Raw genomic sequence first — 14,441 nt, forward strand, 5'->3', positions numbered from 1 at the left:
GAGGCGCCCGCGCAGCGGGCCTCGAAGGACGCACCGCTCGAAGAGTCCAACCCGCCCGCTCCCCGCCATCATCGGACTGTCACGCACCGCTCCTAACCTCGCCTGACCCCAAGCGAAGGTGTGCAGCATGACCGCGATCGATGCGTCCGTTCCCACCACGGCCCCTTCCACCACGGCCTCGGGCCGGCCCGACCTGGACAAGGGGCTGGGGTCCGCCGGCCTGCTGGGCATGGGGGCGGCGATCCTCGTCGCCCTGCTCTATGTCGCCTACAGCGTCTATGCCGACGCCACCTCGGCCGGGGTCAGCGTCGTCGCCTTCCTGCCGTTCGCCCTGCTGTTCATCGCCCTGCTGATCGCCCTGGGCTTCGAGTTCGTGAACGGCTTCCACGACACGGCCAACGCCGTGGCCACGGTGATCTACACCAACTCGCTGCCGGCCAACGTGGCCGTGGTGTGGTCCGGCTTCTTCAACTTCCTGGGCGTGCTGCTGTCGACCGGCGCGGTGGCGTTCGGGATCGTCTCGCTGCTGCCCGTGGAGCTGATCCTGCAGGTCGGTTCCAGCTCGGGCTACGCCATGGTGTTCTCGCTGCTGCTGGCGGCGATCGCCTGGAACCTGGCGACCTGGTTCTTCGGCATCCCCTCGTCCAGCTCCCACACCCTGATCGGCTCGATCATCGGCGTCGGGGTGGCCAACGCCCTGATGCACGGGCGCAGCGGCACGGCCGGGGTCGACTGGACCAAGGCGACGGACATCGGCAAGGCCCTGCTGCTGTCGCCGCTGATCGGCTTCGGCGTCGCGGCGCTGCTGTTCCTGGCCGCCAAGCTGCTGATCCGCAACAAGGCGCTGTACAGCGAGCCGACGCCCGGCGTGCCGCCGCCGCTTTGGATCCGCGCCCTGCTGGTGTTCACCTGCACCGGCGTGTCGTTCGCCCACGGCTCCAACGACGGGCAGAAGGGCATGGGCCTGATCATGCTGATCCTGATCGGCACCGTGCCCACGGCCTATGCGCTGAACCGCGCGGTGCCGCCGGCCTACACCGCCCAGTTCGAGACCGCCTCGGCGGCCGCCGCCGGCGCGCTGGCCCCGCACGGCGCCGGACCGGCTCCCGGCGTGTCGCCGGCCGCCGCGCGGACCTCGGTCACCCGCTACATCGCCGAAAAGACCCTGGCGCCCGACACCGTCCCGGCGCTCGCCGTGCTGATCACCGACATCAACCGCCAGGTCCAGGACTACGGCTCACTGGCCAAGATCCCGGCCAGCGCCGTCGGCAACGTCCGCAACGACATGTACCTGGCGTCGGAGGGCCTCAAGCGCATCGGCAAGGAGCCCTCCCTGCACCTGGCCGGCCTGGAGAAGAAGGCGCTCGACGCCTATCGCGCCGCCCTGGACAAGGGCACGCGCTTCATCCCCACCTGGGTGAAGGTGGCCGTGGCCTTCGCCCTGGGCCTGGGCACCATGGTCGGCTGGAAGCGGATCGTGATCACCGTCGGCGAGAAGATCGGCAAGACTCACATGACCTACGCCCAGGGGGCCTCGGCCGAGCTGGTGGCCATGGGCACGATCTTCGCCGCCGACCATCTGGGCCTGCCGGTCTCGACCACCCACGTCCTGTCGTCGGGGGTGGCGGGGACCATGGCCGCCAACGGATCGGGCCTGCAGATGTCGACCCTGCGCAACATGCTGGCCGCCTGGGTGCTGACCCTGCCGGTGTCGATCCTGCTGGCGGGCGGGCTGTACTGGCTGCTCTCGCAGGTCTTCTAGGGCTGGCGGCGGGCGTCAAGGCGCCGGAAAGGTGACAGCTGGGCGAGGCGGCCCCGCGGGTGAGCTTGGGAAAACGGTGTGGTCGCGACCGACGGCTCCGCTATAAATGCCGAAACAGGCGTTTTCGCCCTTGCCATGCGCCCGTTTCGCCGGGCAGCTTCACCACATCCATAGGTCGCATTCCGTGCAAGATCTCGCCCAAGCCATCTACCTGTCCCTCGGTCTCGCCCTGCTCGGCGGCTATCTGCTGGGCTCGATCCCGTTCGGCCTGATCGCCACGCGGCTGGGCGGGGCCGGCGACATCCGCCAGATCGGCTCGGGCAACATCGGCGCGACCAACGTGCTGCGCTCGGGCCGCAAGGACCTGGCGGCCATCACCCTGCTGGGCGACGCCGGCAAGGGCGCGCTAGCTGTTGGGCTTGCCTATTGGCTGACGCATAACAACCAAGCCGTCATGGCCCTGGCCGGCGGCGCGGCCTTCACCGGCCACCTGTTCCCTGTCTGGCTGAAGTTCAAGGGCGGCAAGGGCGTGGCCACCTTCTACGGCGTGCTGCTGGCCGCCTGCTGGCCGGTGGGCCTGCTGGCCGCCGTGACCTGGCTGGCCGTGGCCGCCCTGTTCCGCATCAGCTCGCTGGCCGCCCTGGTCGCCGCCGCCTTCGCCGCGCCGTTCGCCCTGGCCACCGACCAGGCAGCGCCGTTCACGGTGCTGTGCCTGTTCACGGCGGTGCTGATCTTCATCCGCCACAAGGACAATATCGGCCGGCTGCTGAAGGGCCAGGAGCCCCGCATCGGCAAGAAGAAGACGGCCGACGCGCCGCCGACCCAAAGCACAGACGGGGCCGCGTGACGCCGCGCCGCCTCTCGGACAGCGAGCGCCTGGCCTGGCTTCGCCTGGCGCGCACCGAGACGGTCGGCCCTGTCGCCTTCGACCATCTGCTCCAGCGGTTCGGCTCGGCCGAGCGGGCCCTGGTCGCCCTGCCCGACCTGGCCCGCCGCGCCGGCCGCGCCTCGACCCTGCGACCGCCGCCCGAGGACGAGATCCTACGGGAACTGGACAGCGGCCAGCGCCTGGGCGCGCGGCTGATCTGCGCCTGCGAGCCGGACTTTCCCCCGCGCCTGGCCGCCCTGGATCCGCCGCCGCCGGTGCTGTGGGCCCTGGGCCATGCCGAACTGCTGTCCCAGCCCAGCCTGGCCATCGTCGGGGCGCGGATCGCCTCGGCCGGCGGCCAGCGCTTCGCCCGCCAGCTGGCCGCGGAGCTGGGCCGGCACGGCTATGTGGTGGTGTCGGGCCTGGCGCGCGGCGTCGACGGCGCGGCCCACGAAGGCGCCCTGGCGACCGGCACGGTGGCCGTGCTGGGCGGCGGCGTCAGCGACGTCTATCCGCCCGAGCACGCCGCCCTGCACGCCCGCATCGCCCATGAGGGCGGCTGCATCGTCAGCGAAAGCGCGCCCGACCGGCGGGCCCAGGCCAAGGACTTCCCCCGCCGCAACCGCATCATCTCGGGCCTGTCGCTGGGCGTGATCGTGGTCGAGGCCGAACTGAAGTCCGGCTCGCTGATCACCGCCCGCCTGGCCGCCGAGCAGGGCCGCGACGTGTTCGCCGTGCCCGGCTCGCCGCTCGACCCGCGCGCCAAGGGTCCCAACGACCTGATCCGCCAGGGCGCGATCCTCTGCGAGGGCGTCGAGGACGTGCTGCGTTCGCTGTCGGGCCAGGCCCATCTGCGCGAGCGCGAGCGGCCCTACACGGCCGAGGACGACGGCGTGGCGGTCGACCACGACGCCCTGCGCGAGGAGATCGCCCGCCTGCTCTCCCCCACGCCGGTCTCCCGCGACGAACTGGTCCGCGCCACCCACGCCCCGACCGCGGCGGTGATGGCGGCCTTGGTCGAGCTGGCCCTGGCCGAGCGGGCGGAGCTGCTGCCGGGCGGGATGGTGGCGGGGGTTTAAAAACCGAACACGATGGGTTAAATTGAGATGGTCACCGTCCATCGAGCTTCAGGGATGAGTGTCGTCATCTATCTGGACGATCATCCTCCGGCTCATGTTCACGTGTTCGGAGACGGAGAAGCGAAGATCGAACTCCTGGGTCCCGATGAAGAGCCAAGAGTGGTTTGGACCAAGGGTATGAACCGAGCCGAGGCCCGCCGAGCCTTGGCGATCGTCCGGACGCGGCGGGACGATCTGCTCCTGCGATGGAACGAACTTCATGGCTGACCCGACCGACGCTGAACTCGATGCGGCCGCCGCGCTTGGTGAGCAGCTTGCCTTGACCGAACCCAGAGCCGCCTCCGCCCGTTACGATCGGACGACGGGACGTATCCTCGTCGAGCTGAGGAACGGTTCTGCCTTCGCATTCCCCGCGCGCCTGGGCCAGGGGCTTGAAGACGCCACCGACGATCAGTTGGCCCAAGTCGCCATTCGCGGCACAGGCTACGGCCTTCACTGGGAAGCCCTGGACGTTGACCTTTCCATCCCAGGCCTGGCCGCCGGCATCTTCGGCACGAAGGCCCACATGGCCCGGATCGCCGGCCAGGCGACTTCCCCCGCCAAGTCCGCCGCGGCGCGCGCCAATGGCGCAAAAGGCGGGCGCCCCCGCAAGACCGCGGGCACCTGAGCGGAAGCCCAAATATTCCTCTCTCTATAGAGAGAGCCGCCGGCCAAATGCGCCGCTCGCCACGGCCGCCGTTGACAGACCCCTGGCGCCGCCCCCACTTTCCGGCCCTCGCCGCCTCGGTTCGCCTTGGGGACGAACCCAATTCCCAGGCATCCAAGGTCCTAATGAACGTCGTCGTCGTCGAGAGCCCGGCCAAGGCCAAGACCATCAACAAGTATCTCGGGTCCGACTACAAGGTTCTGGCCTCGTACGGCCACATCCGCGACCTGCCGTCCAAGGACGGCTCGGTGGAGCCCGACAACGACTTCGCCATGAGCTGGGAAGTGGACGGCAAGGCCGCCAAGCGGGTGTCCGACATCGTCGACGCCCTGAAGGGCGCCGACCGCCTGATCCTGGCCACCGACCCCGACCGCGAAGGGGAAGCCATCAGCTGGCACGTGCTGGAGGTGCTGCAGAAGAAGAAGGCGATCAAGGACAAGACCGTCCAGCGCGTCACCTTCAACGCCATCACCAAGTCGAGCGTGCTGGAGGCCATGGCCAATCCGCGCGACATCGACATGGAGCTGGTCGAGGCCTACCTGGCCCGCCGCGCCCTGGACTATCTGGTCGGCTTTACCCTCTCGCCCGTCCTGTGGCGCAAGCTGCCGGGCAGCCGCTCGGCCGGCCGCGTTCAGTCGGTCTGCCTGCGGCTGATCGTCGACCGCGAACTGGAGATCGAGCGCTTCAAGACCCAGGAATACTGGACCGTCGAAGCCGACGTCACGGCCGGCGCCGAGCCGTTCCTGGCCCGCCTGGTCAAGCACGAGAACAAGAAGCTCACCAAGTTCGACCTGGGCAACGAGACCTCGGCCCTGGCCGCCCGCGCCGCCGTGCAGAAGGCGGTCTTCAAGGTGGCCGCCGTCGAGAAGAAGCCCGGCAAGCGCTCGCCCGCCCCGCCCTTCACCACCTCGACCCTGCAGCAGGAAGCCGCCCGCAAGCTGGGCTTCTCGGCCCAGCGCACCATGCAGGCGGCCCAGAAGCTGTACGAGGGCATCGACATCGGCGGCGAGACCGTCGGCCTGATCACCTACATGCGGACCGACGGCGTGTCGGTCGAGCCCGAGGGCATCGCCGAGGCGCGCAGCGTGATCGGCAATGTCTACGGCGCGTCGTACGTCCCCGAGACCCCCCGCTACTACAAGGCCAAGGCCAAGAACGCCCAGGAAGCCCACGAGGCCATCCGCCCGACCAGCCTGGGCCGCAACCCCGGCTCCCTGCGCCTGGAGCCGGACCTGGGGCGCCTGTACGAGCTGATCTGGAAGCGGATGATCGCCTCGCAGATGGAAAGCGCCCGCATCGAGCGCACCACCGTCGACCTGGAGAGCGCCGACGGCCAGACTGGAATGCGCGCCACCGGCCAGGTGGTGCTGTTCCCCGGCTACCTGGCCGTCTACGAGGAAGGCCGCGACGACGAGGGCGACGAGGACAGCGCCCGCCTGCCGATGATCGAGGAGGGCGCCGCCGCCAAGGTGCTGGACGCCCGCGCCGACCAGCACTTCACCGAGCCGCCCCCGCGCTATTCGGAAGCCAGCCTGGTCAAGAAGATGGAAGAGCTGGGCATCGGCCGCCCCTCGACCTACGCCTCGGTGCTGACCGTGCTGCGCGACCGCGAATATGTCCGCATGGACAAGCAACGCTTCATCCCCGAGGACAAGGGCCGCCTGGTCACCGCCTTCCTGGAGCAGTTCTTCCGCCGCTACGTGGAGTACGACTTCACCGCCGCCCTGGAAGAGCAGCTGGACCTGGTGTCGGACGGCAAGCTGGACTGGAAGCAGTTCCTGCGCGACTTCTGGAAGGACTTCGCGGCCGCCGTCGGCGAGATCGCCGAGCTGCGCACCACCAACGTGCTCGACGCGCTCAACGAGGCCCTGGGCCCGCACATCTTCCCCGACAAGGGCGACGGCTCCGATCCACGCCTGTGCCCGACCTGCGGCACGGGACAGCTGTCGCTGAAGACCGGCAAGTTCGGGGCCTTCATCGGCTGCAGCAACTATCCCGAATGCCGCTACACCCGCCAGCTGGCCACCGCCGAGGGCGACGGCGAGGCCGAGGCGGCCGACAAGGAGCTGGGGATCAACCCGGCGACCGGCCGCGCGGTGTGGCTGAAGAACGGGCGCTTCGGTCCCTATGTCGAGGAACTGGCGGCGGCCGACAGCGGCGACAAGCCCAAGCGCTCCAGCCTGCCCAAGGGTTGGACGGCGGCGGCGGTCGACCTGGAGAAGGCCCTGCGCCTGCTGTCCCTGCCCCGCGAGGTCGGCGCCCACCCGGACGACGGCAAGACCATCACCGCGGGCCTGGGCCGCTTCGGGCCGTTCGTGCTGCACGACGGCACCTACGCCAACCTGGAGAACCCCGAAGACGTCTTCGACATCGGCCTGAACCGCGCCGTGGCCCTGCTGGCCGACAAGCGGGCCGGCGGCGGGCGTCCGCAGCGCGGCCAAGCCGCGGCCCTGGCCGAACTGGGCAATCACCCGGAGGACGGCAAGCCGATCCGTGTGCTGTCGGGCCGCTTCGGGCCCTATATCAAGCACGGCGACACCAACGCCAACGTCCCCAAGGGCGCCGATCCGGCCGCCCTGACCCTGGACGAGGCCGTGGCCCTGCTGGCCGACCGGGTCGCCAAGGGCGGCGGCAAGAAGCCGGTCAAGAAGGCGGCCGCCAAGAAAGCGCCGACCAAGGCGAAAGCCGTGGCGGCCGACGGCGCAGCGCCGGCGAAGAAGGCTCCGGCCAGGAAGCCGGCCGCCAGGAAACCGGCGGCCAAGAAACCCGCCCCGAAGAAGGTCAAGGCCGAGGCGTGACGCGCCTCGGCGGTGGGATTAAGCTGGCCCCATGACGTCGCTCGAACGCCCCCTGCCGCTGCCTGTCGTGGTCGTGATCCTGTCGGCGATCAGCGTCGGCGGCTTCGCGTTCGGCCTGAAGAACGCCCTGGTGAAGACCGACCGCCAGGCCGCCTCGACCGCGCCCTTGGCCGAGGTCTCGGGCGTGCCGGTGCGCGAGGCCACCCCGACGGTCGCCGAGGCCGCCCCGCCGCCGCCCGTCGAGGCCCCCAAGCCCAAGCCGGTCGAAGAGGTCGAGGACGCGCCGGTGGTCGCCGCGCCGGTCGTCGAGACCCCGCCCGCCGCGCCGGTCGAGCCGGAAAAAAAGAAGCCCGAACCGGCGCCCCAGACCCCGCCGCAAGGGATCGAGGACTTGTACTAGGGCTACGGCCAAGGCCTTCTTTCCCAAAGGTTGTCATCCCGGAAGCCTCGCAGAGGCTGTCCGGGACCCAGGGGACTGGGCTGATGCCTTGCGGTTCACCTGGGTCCCGGACAAGCGCTGCGCGCTTTCCGGGATGACAACTTTTCAGGGCGGGATCGGCGAGCAGAAGCCGCCCAACGCCCATTTCCCTTTCCCATCGCCCCCTTCGGCGCGTTAGACGAGGAGAATGGCCAAACCCCGCTCGCCCAAGTCGTCCAAGTTCCCCGCCGCCTCGCTGAAAGCCAAGGGGACGGCCAAGCCGCCCGCCGGCCTGCCGGATCGCGAGACCCTGCTGGCCTTCCTGCGCGACGCCGGCGAGAGCGGCAAGGCCGATATCGCCCGCCATTTCGGCCTCAAGGGCGCCGATCGCCGGGCCCTGCGCGAGATGCTGCGAGCGCTCGAGGCCGACGGCTCTCTGGGCAAGCGCGGACGCCGGGGCTTCGCCGAGGCCGGCGCCCTGCCCCCCGTCGGCGTGGTCGACGTGGTGGAACGCGACGCGGACGGCGACCTCTATGTCCGCCTGACCAAGGGCGGCGAGGACCTGCCGCAGGTGCGCCTGGCCCCCGGCAAGGGCGACGCCGCGGCCGGCGGCGCCCCGGGCATGGGCGACCGCCTGCTGGTCCGCTTCGAGCAGCTGGAGAGCGGCGAGACCGAGGCGCGGCTGATCAAGCGGCTGGGCCAGAGCGCCCACAAGGTGCTGGGCGTGATCCGCAAGCACCGCCGCGAGACGCGCGTCGAGCCGGTCGACCGCAAGTCCAAGGAAAGCCTGCTGCTCAACGAGCAGGAGGCCAAGGACCTCAAGGAGGGCGACCTGGTCCTGGCCCAGGTGGGCACGGCCTCGGGCCGCTACGGCCCCAAGTTCGGCAAGGTGCTGGAGGTGGTCGGCAGCGAGGACGACCCGCGCGCCGCCTCGCTGATCGCCATCCACAGCCACGGCATCCCCACCGGTTTCTCGGAAGAGGCCGAGGCGGAGGCCGGCGCGGCCCAGCCGCCGACCCTGGAGGGCCGCGACGACCTGCGCGACCTGCCGTTCGTGACCATCGATCCGGTGGACGCCCGCGACCACGACGACGCCGTCTACGCCCATCCCGACCCGGAGGCGGGCAATGTCGGCGGCTGGATCGTCTGGGTGGCCATCGCCGACGTCGCCGCCTATGTGCGCCCGGGCTCGGCCCTGGACCGCGACGCCCGCGAGAAGGGCAACAGCGTCTACTTCCCCGACCGGGTGGAGCCGATGCTGCCCGAGACCCTGTCCAACGGCCTGTGCTCGCTGCGCGAGGGCGAGAGCCGGGCCACCCTGGCGGTGCGGATGGTGTTCGACGCCACCGGCCGCAGGAAGAGCCACAAGTTCGTGCGCGGCCTGATGCGTTCCGCCGCCAAGCTCTCCTACGAGCAGGCCCAGGCCGCCATCGACGGCGTCGCCCCGCCCGACGGCCAGGACGCCGACAAGGCCGGGCCTCTGCTGGACCCGATCCTGAGGCCCCTGTGGGCCGCCTTCCGCCTGATGGGCAAGGGCCGCGAAGCCCGCTCGCCCCTGGCGATCGAGAGCGACGAGCGCCGGATCATCATCAAGGAGGGCGAGATCCAGTCGATCACTCGCCGCGCCAGCCTCGAGGCCCACAAGCTGATCGAGGAGATGATGATCCAGGCCAATGTCTCGGCCGCCGAGACCCTGGAAGCCAAGCGCCTGCCGCTGATCTATCGGGTGCACGACACGCCCAGCCAGGAAAAGGTCATGAGCCTGGTCGAGTTCCTGCAGACGCTGGAGGTGAAATGGTCCAAGGGCGAGGCCCCGACCACGGCGCGCTTCAACAAGCTGCTGGACGACACCCGCGAGAGCCCGCACGCGGCGATCATCAACGAGGTGGTCCTGCGCACCCAGATGCAGGCCCACTATTCCAGCGACAACCTGGGCCACTTCGGCCTGAACCTGGCCCGCTACGCCCACTTCACCAGCCCGATCCGCCGCTATGCCGACCTGATCGTCCACCGGGCCCTGATCCGGGCCCTGAACCTGGGGACCGACGGTCTCACCGACCAGGACATCAGCCAGATCAAGGATACCGCCGAGGTCATCACCCACGCCGAGCGCCGGGCCATGGCCGCCGAGCGCGACGCCACCGACCGCTACATCGCCGCCTTCCTGGCCGACCGGGTGGGCGCGACCTTCAGCGGACGGATCACCGGCGTCACCCGGTTCGGCCTGTTCGTGAAGCTGGACGAGACCGGGGCCGACGGCCTGGTGCCGGTGTCGACCCTGGGCGAGGAATATTTCGTCCATGACGATCGCATGCACGCCCTGGTCGGCGAGCGCACCGGCAAGCGCTTCCCGCTGGGCCTGGCGGTCGAGGTGCGGCTGCGCGAGGCGACGCCCGTGACCGGAGGCCTGCTGTTCGAGATGCTGACGGACGCCCTGCCCGCCGATCCGAAAGCCCCGCGGCCGAGACTGGGCGTACGGGCGCGGACGCCGGTCAAGCCGCGGGGCGGATTGCCGAAGGGCGTGCGGCGCGGGAAGCGGAAGTAGTTTCGGGAGTCCGCCCCCTTCCAGTTGTCATCCCGGAAAGCGCGCAGCGCTTGTCCGGGATCCAGGGCGGCTGCACGGCCTGCGCCCAGTCACCTGGATCCCGGACAGCCTCTGCGAGGCTTCCGGGATGACAACGGATTAGTGCGTCGAGAATACCGGCAACGTCCGCGCCGCCGCTTCCAGCCGATCGGCCATCATCGTCTGGTCCGCGATCGACGGGTGCCAGTCGCAGGCGCCCAGGTCCATGCCGGTGATCCGCACGGGGGTCGCCAGGCCGGGGGTCTCGGCGTCGACCGCCTGCACCACCTGCTCGACATCGGCCGCGAAACTGTCGCCGGCGATCAACAGGAACCGGGCCTGCGGCTGACGACGGGCCAGGTCGCGGATGAAGCCGGCATAGGTCTTGCGGTAGTCGGCGTGCAGGGCGGCCTCGTCGGCCCACGCCTCGCCCGGGGCCACAGGGGTGGAGAAGTCGTTGGTGCCCAGGCCGATGACGATCAGGTCGGGCCGCCAGGGGTCGGCCGGGTCGACGGCGGGCGCGGCCTGGCCGGGGATCAGCCGCGAATAGAGCACCGGCAGGGGCTGGCCCGGCGACGAGCCGCCATAGTTGCGCACCACGCCCCGGCCGGAGAAGGCGACGATCCGGTAGTCGGCGTCCAGCCGGCGCGACAGGATCGGGCCGAAGGTCAGGCTGGTGTCGGTCAGGTCGTGGATCTCGGCCTGGGTGCAGCTTCGCTTGGTCGCGCGCACGCCGTAGCCGACCGTATGGGAGTCGCCGATGAACTCGATCCTACGCGGACGGCTGGCCGGCGGCAGGGCCTGGCCGCCGGCGCCGACGAAGAAGCCGAGGAACTGGGCCGAGCCGCTCTGGCTTTCGGTCAGCTTGTCGACCCGCACGACATGCTCGCCGGGGCCCAGGTCCTTGAACGTCAGGCGAGCGACGCCCGGCTTGGCCAGCTCGGTGCGGACCTGACCGTCGATGCTGATCGCCAGGTGCTCGGCCTGCGGATCGGCGGACACCTCGACCGAGGGGCCGGTGAAGCGCCCTTCGAAATAGACCCCCGGCCAGCCGAACTCCGCCGCGCCGTTCGGCAGCGGTACGACGCGGCCGCCGATATTGGGCGTCAGGGCGGTCTGGGCCGGCGCCGGGCTCGACAGCGCCAGGACCGCGACGGCGGCGAGAAGCAACGATCGCAAGCAGGTCTCCTTCAGGCGGGCGAGGCGCGCTACTTCTTGGCCAGATAATCCAGCGCCAGCAAGACCTCGGCCTTCACGCCCGTCTCGAACACCGCCTCGTCGACGTCGAAATAGGGCGAGTGGTTGGCCGGGGCCGTGGCGGCGGGCACGCTGGCCGGGCGACCGCCCAGCTGGATGAACACCGCCTGGGCCTTGGCCGCGGCGGCCACCTGGGCCGTGGACGGGGCGGCCAAGGCCGGCGCGCCCGATAGCGCGGCGATCAAGACCAGCGCCGAAACCCTTGCGAACATGCCGTCCCTCGATTCCCAAATCCCCGGCGCGAGCTTGGGCGGGCGGGCGCATGGCGGTCAAGCGCTGGCTCAGCCTGCCCCCAGGAGTTGTCATCCCGGAAAGCGCGCAGCGCTTGTCCGGGACCCAGAGGACTGGACGAAGGCCTTGCGGCTCACCTGGATCCCGGACAGCCTCTGCGAGGCTTCCGGGATGACAACGGTTTAAGCGCTGGACCCCGTTGCCGCCACGGACGGCTGGCGTTGTCGCGAGTCGGGTCTAAGCTCTGCGCATGGACGAACCCATCGACGCCCAATTCGACACCCGCAACGACGGCGACGTCCGTGATCCGAACGCCGGCGTGCTGAAGCCGCGCCACGCCGCCACCCTGATCGTGGTCCGCGACGACGGCGACCGGCCCCGCCTGCTGATGGGCCGCCGCAACCGGGGCCTGGCGTTCATGGCCGACAAGTGGGTGTTTCCCGGCGGCCGGGTCGACCGGGCCGACTACGCCGCCCCCTCGGCCAGCGAGCTGTCGCCCGACACCGCCGCGCGCCTGGCCCTGGAGCCTCGCCACCCCAGCCCCGCGCGCCTGGCCCGCGCCCTGGCCCTGGCGGCGGTGCGCGAGACCTTCGAGGAGACCGGCCTGCTGCTGGCCAAGGCCGCGCCCGTCCGACCCGGCGCCGGGGCCTGGCGGCCGTTCCTGGCCCAGGGCGCCCTGCCCGACCTGGCGCCTCTGGCCTTCGTGGCCCGGGCCGTCACCCCGCCCTACCGCACCCGCCGCTTCGACGCCCGGTTCTTCATGGCCCCCGCCAGCGCCCTTCTGAGCCTTGAGCGCCAGCCCGACTGCGGCGAGCTGGACGAGATCGGCTGGTTCGACTTCGACCAGGCCCGCGCCCTGGACCTGCCCAACATCACCCGCTTCGTCGTCCACGAGGCGGCCCAGCGCCTGGCCGACCCTGGACGCCCGGCCCCGTTCATGCGCTTCCTGCACGGGGCGCGGCAGTTGAGCTATCTGTAGAGCGCGAGCTTAGACCCTCCCCCTGTGGGGGAGGCGGCCGAAGGCCGGTGGGGGGAGTTTCAGGATCGACGATCGCAGATCCGACATCCATCGATCACTCCCCCCTCCGTCGGCTTCGCCGACACCTCCCCCACAGGGAGGATCTGTTAGCCTCGACCCGCGCCGAACGAGGCCGCCCATGCTCGCCCTGATCCTCGCCGCCCAGCTGTCCGGCCCGCCCGCCGGCATCGACCAGATGGCCTGGCTGAAGGGCTGCTGGATCCAGGTCAAGCCGAACGGCGCGGTGGAAGAGCTGTGGATGGCCCCCGGCGGCGGCGTGATGCTGGGCCTGGGCCGCACGGTGCGCGACGGCAAGCTGCGCGAATACGAGTTCGTCCGCATCATCGAGGCCGACGGATCGCTGGCCTATGTCGCCGAGCCGTCCGGCCAGGCCAGGGCCACCTTCCCGCTCAAGAGCCTGACGGCGGACGAGGCGGTGTTCGAGGATCCGGCCCACGACTTCCCCCAGCGGGTGATCTATCGCCGGCTGGGACCCGACGCCGTGACCGGCCGGATCGAGGGCCAGATCGGCGGCCAGGCCAAGGCCGTCGAATTCCCCTATAAACGATGCGCGACCGGCAATTGACTTTGCGCCGCCGGTGAGTATGTTCCGCGCCTCTTATTTCGACCGCGTAGGGACCTGCGCGACCATCGCAGGGATTCGACCATGGCCAAACCGGCTTCCATCAAGATCCGCCTGAACTCGACGGCGGACACCGGCTTCTTCTACGTGACCAAGAAGAACGCCCGCACCAAGACCGAAAAGATGGTGCTGAAGAAGTACGATCCGGTCATCCGCAAGCACGTCGAATTCCGCGAAGGCAAGATCAAGTAGGTCCGCCTACCCTTCGTGATGCGACAAGACGCCCGGCCGCCAGGTCGGGCGTTTTTCTTTGCCTGGCGCTCCCGCGGCCATTCTTTCGGCGCACGCGGCGGGCTAAGGCTTTGCGGATGATGCGCCGCACCCTGCTGATCGCCCTCGTGAGCCTGCTGGCGGCCTGCGCGCCCCCCGGCCACGCCGCCACGCCGATCTATGGCTACCAGGTGGTCCGCACCTATCCCCACGACCCCAACGCCTTCACCGAGGGCCTCTTCCTGCGCGACGGCTTCCTGTACGAGAGCACGGGCCTGGAGGGCGCCTCGTCGATCCGCAAGATCGTGCTGGAGACCGGAAGCGTCGAGAATGAGCGCTCGATCTCCAGCCAATTCTTCGGCGAAGGAATCATCGACTGGAAGGACCGGCTGATCCAGTTGACCTGGAAGAACCAGGTCGGCTTCGTCTACGGGATCGACGACTTCGAGACGAAGGGCGATTTCAGCTATCCCGGCGAGGGCTGGGCGCTGACCCGCGACGACAGGCGGATCATCATGAGCGACGGAACGTCGCGCCTGCGGTTCCTGGACCCCGAGACCCTGAAGGAGACCGGCGGGATCACCGTCACCGACGAAGGGCGGCCGGTGGACCAGCTGAACGAGTTGGAATGGGTCAAGGGCGAGATCCTGGCCAATGTCTGGCAGACCGACCGCATCGCGCGCATCGACCCGGCGACAGGCAAGGTGACGGGCTGGATCGACCTGGCGGGCCTGCTGCCGGCCGCCGACCGGGCCCGGGCCGACGTGCTGAACGGCATCGCCTACGACGCCAAGGCCGACCGGCTGATCGTCACGGGCAAGCTGTGGCCGCGGCTTTATGAGATCAAGGTGGTGCCCGAGCGCTGAGCCACGCTCCCTTTCACCCGCT

The 14,441-nt window shown here is 70.2% G+C and carries 13 protein-coding genes and 1 pseudogene; 12 read left to right on the forward strand and 2 right to left on the reverse strand.

What is annotated here, in order from left to right:
- The first annotated feature begins 127 nt into the window (after positions 1-127).
- The 8 genes from ACSQ2G_RS02745 to rnr all read left to right on the forward strand — a co-directional run bounded on the left by ACSQ2G_RS02745 (position 128) and on the right by rnr (position 10,176).
- Positions 128-1,762, forward strand: a complete 1,635-nt coding sequence (locus ACSQ2G_RS02745) for an inorganic phosphate transporter (RefSeq protein WP_436028079.1) — start codon at positions 128-130, stop codon at positions 1,760-1,762.
- A 184-nt stretch (positions 1,763-1,946) separates the two neighbouring features.
- Positions 1,947-2,609, forward strand: coding sequence for a glycerol-3-phosphate 1-O-acyltransferase PlsY (gene plsY, locus ACSQ2G_RS02750; protein ID WP_436028081.1), 663 nt, complete (start codon positions 1,947-1,949; stop codon positions 2,607-2,609).
- Positions 2,606-3,709 (forward strand): DNA-processing protein DprA, encoded by a 1,104-nt coding sequence (gene dprA / locus ACSQ2G_RS02755; protein WP_436028083.1) that lies wholly within the window; start codon positions 2,606-2,608, stop codon positions 3,707-3,709. The genes plsY and dprA overlap by 4 nt, the downstream gene beginning before the upstream one ends.
- A 54-nt stretch (positions 3,710-3,763) precedes the next feature.
- A complete protein-coding gene (locus ACSQ2G_RS02760; RefSeq protein ID WP_436028084.1) occupies positions 3,764-3,976 on the forward strand; it encodes a DUF4160 domain-containing protein in 213 nt (70 codons plus the stop codon).
- On the forward strand, positions 3,969-4,376 hold the full coding sequence (locus tag ACSQ2G_RS02765) for a DUF2442 domain-containing protein (RefSeq protein ID WP_436028086.1): 408 nt from the start codon (positions 3,969-3,971) through the stop codon (positions 4,374-4,376). The genes ACSQ2G_RS02760 and ACSQ2G_RS02765 overlap by 8 nt, the downstream gene beginning before the upstream one ends.
- A gap of 164 nt (positions 4,377-4,540) precedes the next feature.
- On the forward strand, positions 4,541-7,213 hold the full coding sequence (gene topA, locus ACSQ2G_RS02770) for a type I DNA topoisomerase (protein WP_436028088.1): 2,673 nt from the start codon (positions 4,541-4,543) through the stop codon (positions 7,211-7,213).
- A 31-nt stretch (positions 7,214-7,244) separates the two neighbouring features.
- The gene (locus tag ACSQ2G_RS02775) at positions 7,245-7,613 is read left to right on the forward strand and encodes a hypothetical protein (RefSeq protein ID WP_436028090.1); all 369 of its coding nucleotides are present in this window, start codon (positions 7,245-7,247) and stop codon (positions 7,611-7,613) included.
- A 226-nt stretch (positions 7,614-7,839) separates the two neighbouring features.
- The gene (gene rnr / locus ACSQ2G_RS02780) at positions 7,840-10,176 is read left to right on the forward strand and encodes a ribonuclease R (protein WP_436028092.1); all 2,337 of its coding nucleotides are present in this window, start codon (positions 7,840-7,842) and stop codon (positions 10,174-10,176) included.
- Positions 10,177-10,314: 138 nt separating this feature from the next.
- On the opposite strand, the gene ACSQ2G_RS02785 is transcribed toward rnr, so the two are convergent.
- Both ACSQ2G_RS02785 and ACSQ2G_RS02790 read right to left on the reverse strand, forming a co-directional pair.
- A complete protein-coding gene (locus ACSQ2G_RS02785) occupies positions 10,315-11,373 on the reverse strand; it encodes an SGNH/GDSL hydrolase family protein (protein WP_436028094.1) in 1,059 nt (352 codons plus the stop codon).
- A 29-nt stretch (positions 11,374-11,402) separates the two neighbouring features.
- A pseudogene (locus tag ACSQ2G_RS02790) lies at positions 11,403-11,573 on the reverse strand (amidohydrolase); the annotation flags it as partial.
- Between the two features lie 359 nt (positions 11,574-11,932).
- Between ACSQ2G_RS02790 and ACSQ2G_RS02795 the strand changes: the two are divergent.
- The 4 genes from ACSQ2G_RS02795 (at position 11,933) to ACSQ2G_RS02810 (ending at position 14,419) form a co-directional block, all read left to right on the forward strand.
- Entirely contained in the window at positions 11,933-12,661 is a 729-nt protein-coding gene (locus tag ACSQ2G_RS02795; protein ID WP_436028096.1) for an NUDIX hydrolase, read from the forward strand.
- A gap of 178 nt (positions 12,662-12,839) precedes the next feature.
- Positions 12,840-13,286 carry a DUF6265 family protein gene (locus ACSQ2G_RS02800; protein WP_436028098.1) on the forward strand — a complete coding sequence of 149 codons (447 nt, stop codon included), beginning with the start codon at positions 12,840-12,842 and terminating at the stop codon, positions 13,284-13,286.
- A gap of 81 nt (positions 13,287-13,367) precedes the next feature.
- Entirely contained in the window at positions 13,368-13,535 is a 168-nt protein-coding gene (gene rpmG, locus ACSQ2G_RS02805) for a 50S ribosomal protein L33 (protein WP_010920317.1), read from the forward strand.
- A gap of 116 nt (positions 13,536-13,651) precedes the next feature.
- Positions 13,652-14,419: a glutaminyl-peptide cyclotransferase gene (locus ACSQ2G_RS02810; protein WP_436028100.1), complete on the forward strand. Its 768-nt coding sequence runs from the start codon at positions 13,652-13,654 to the stop codon at positions 14,417-14,419.
- The last annotated feature ends 22 nt before the right edge of the window (positions 14,420-14,441 follow it).

This window comes from Caulobacter sp. LjRoot300 (assembly GCF_964253875.1).
Taxonomy (GTDB): domain Bacteria; phylum Pseudomonadota; class Alphaproteobacteria; order Caulobacterales; family Caulobacteraceae; genus Caulobacter.

Coding starts and splice junctions, on each gene's coding strand:
- ACSQ2G_RS02745 (WP_436028079.1), top strand. CDS start 128: ATGACCGCGATCGATGCGTCCGTTCCCACCACGGCCCCTTCCACCACG.
- ACSQ2G_RS02760 (WP_436028084.1), top strand. CDS start 3,764: ATGAGTGTCGTCATCTATCTGGACGATCATCCTCCGGCTCATGTTCAC.
- ACSQ2G_RS02765 (WP_436028086.1), top strand. CDS start 3,969: ATGGCTGACCCGACCGACGCTGAACTCGATGCGGCCGCCGCGCTTGGT.
- topA (WP_436028088.1), top strand. CDS start 4,541: ATGAACGTCGTCGTCGTCGAGAGCCCGGCCAAGGCCAAGACCATCAAC.
- ACSQ2G_RS02775 (WP_436028090.1), top strand. CDS start 7,245: ATGACGTCGCTCGAACGCCCCCTGCCGCTGCCTGTCGTGGTCGTGATC.
- rnr (WP_436028092.1), top strand. CDS start 7,840: ATGGCCAAACCCCGCTCGCCCAAGTCGTCCAAGTTCCCCGCCGCCTCG.
- ACSQ2G_RS02795 (WP_436028096.1), top strand. CDS start 11,933: ATGGACGAACCCATCGACGCCCAATTCGACACCCGCAACGACGGCGAC.
- ACSQ2G_RS02800 (WP_436028098.1), top strand. CDS start 12,840: ATGCTCGCCCTGATCCTCGCCGCCCAGCTGTCCGGCCCGCCCGCCGGC.
- rpmG (WP_010920317.1), top strand. CDS start 13,368: ATGGCCAAACCGGCTTCCATCAAGATCCGCCTGAACTCGACGGCGGAC.
- ACSQ2G_RS02810 (WP_436028100.1), top strand. CDS start 13,652: ATGATGCGCCGCACCCTGCTGATCGCCCTCGTGAGCCTGCTGGCGGCC.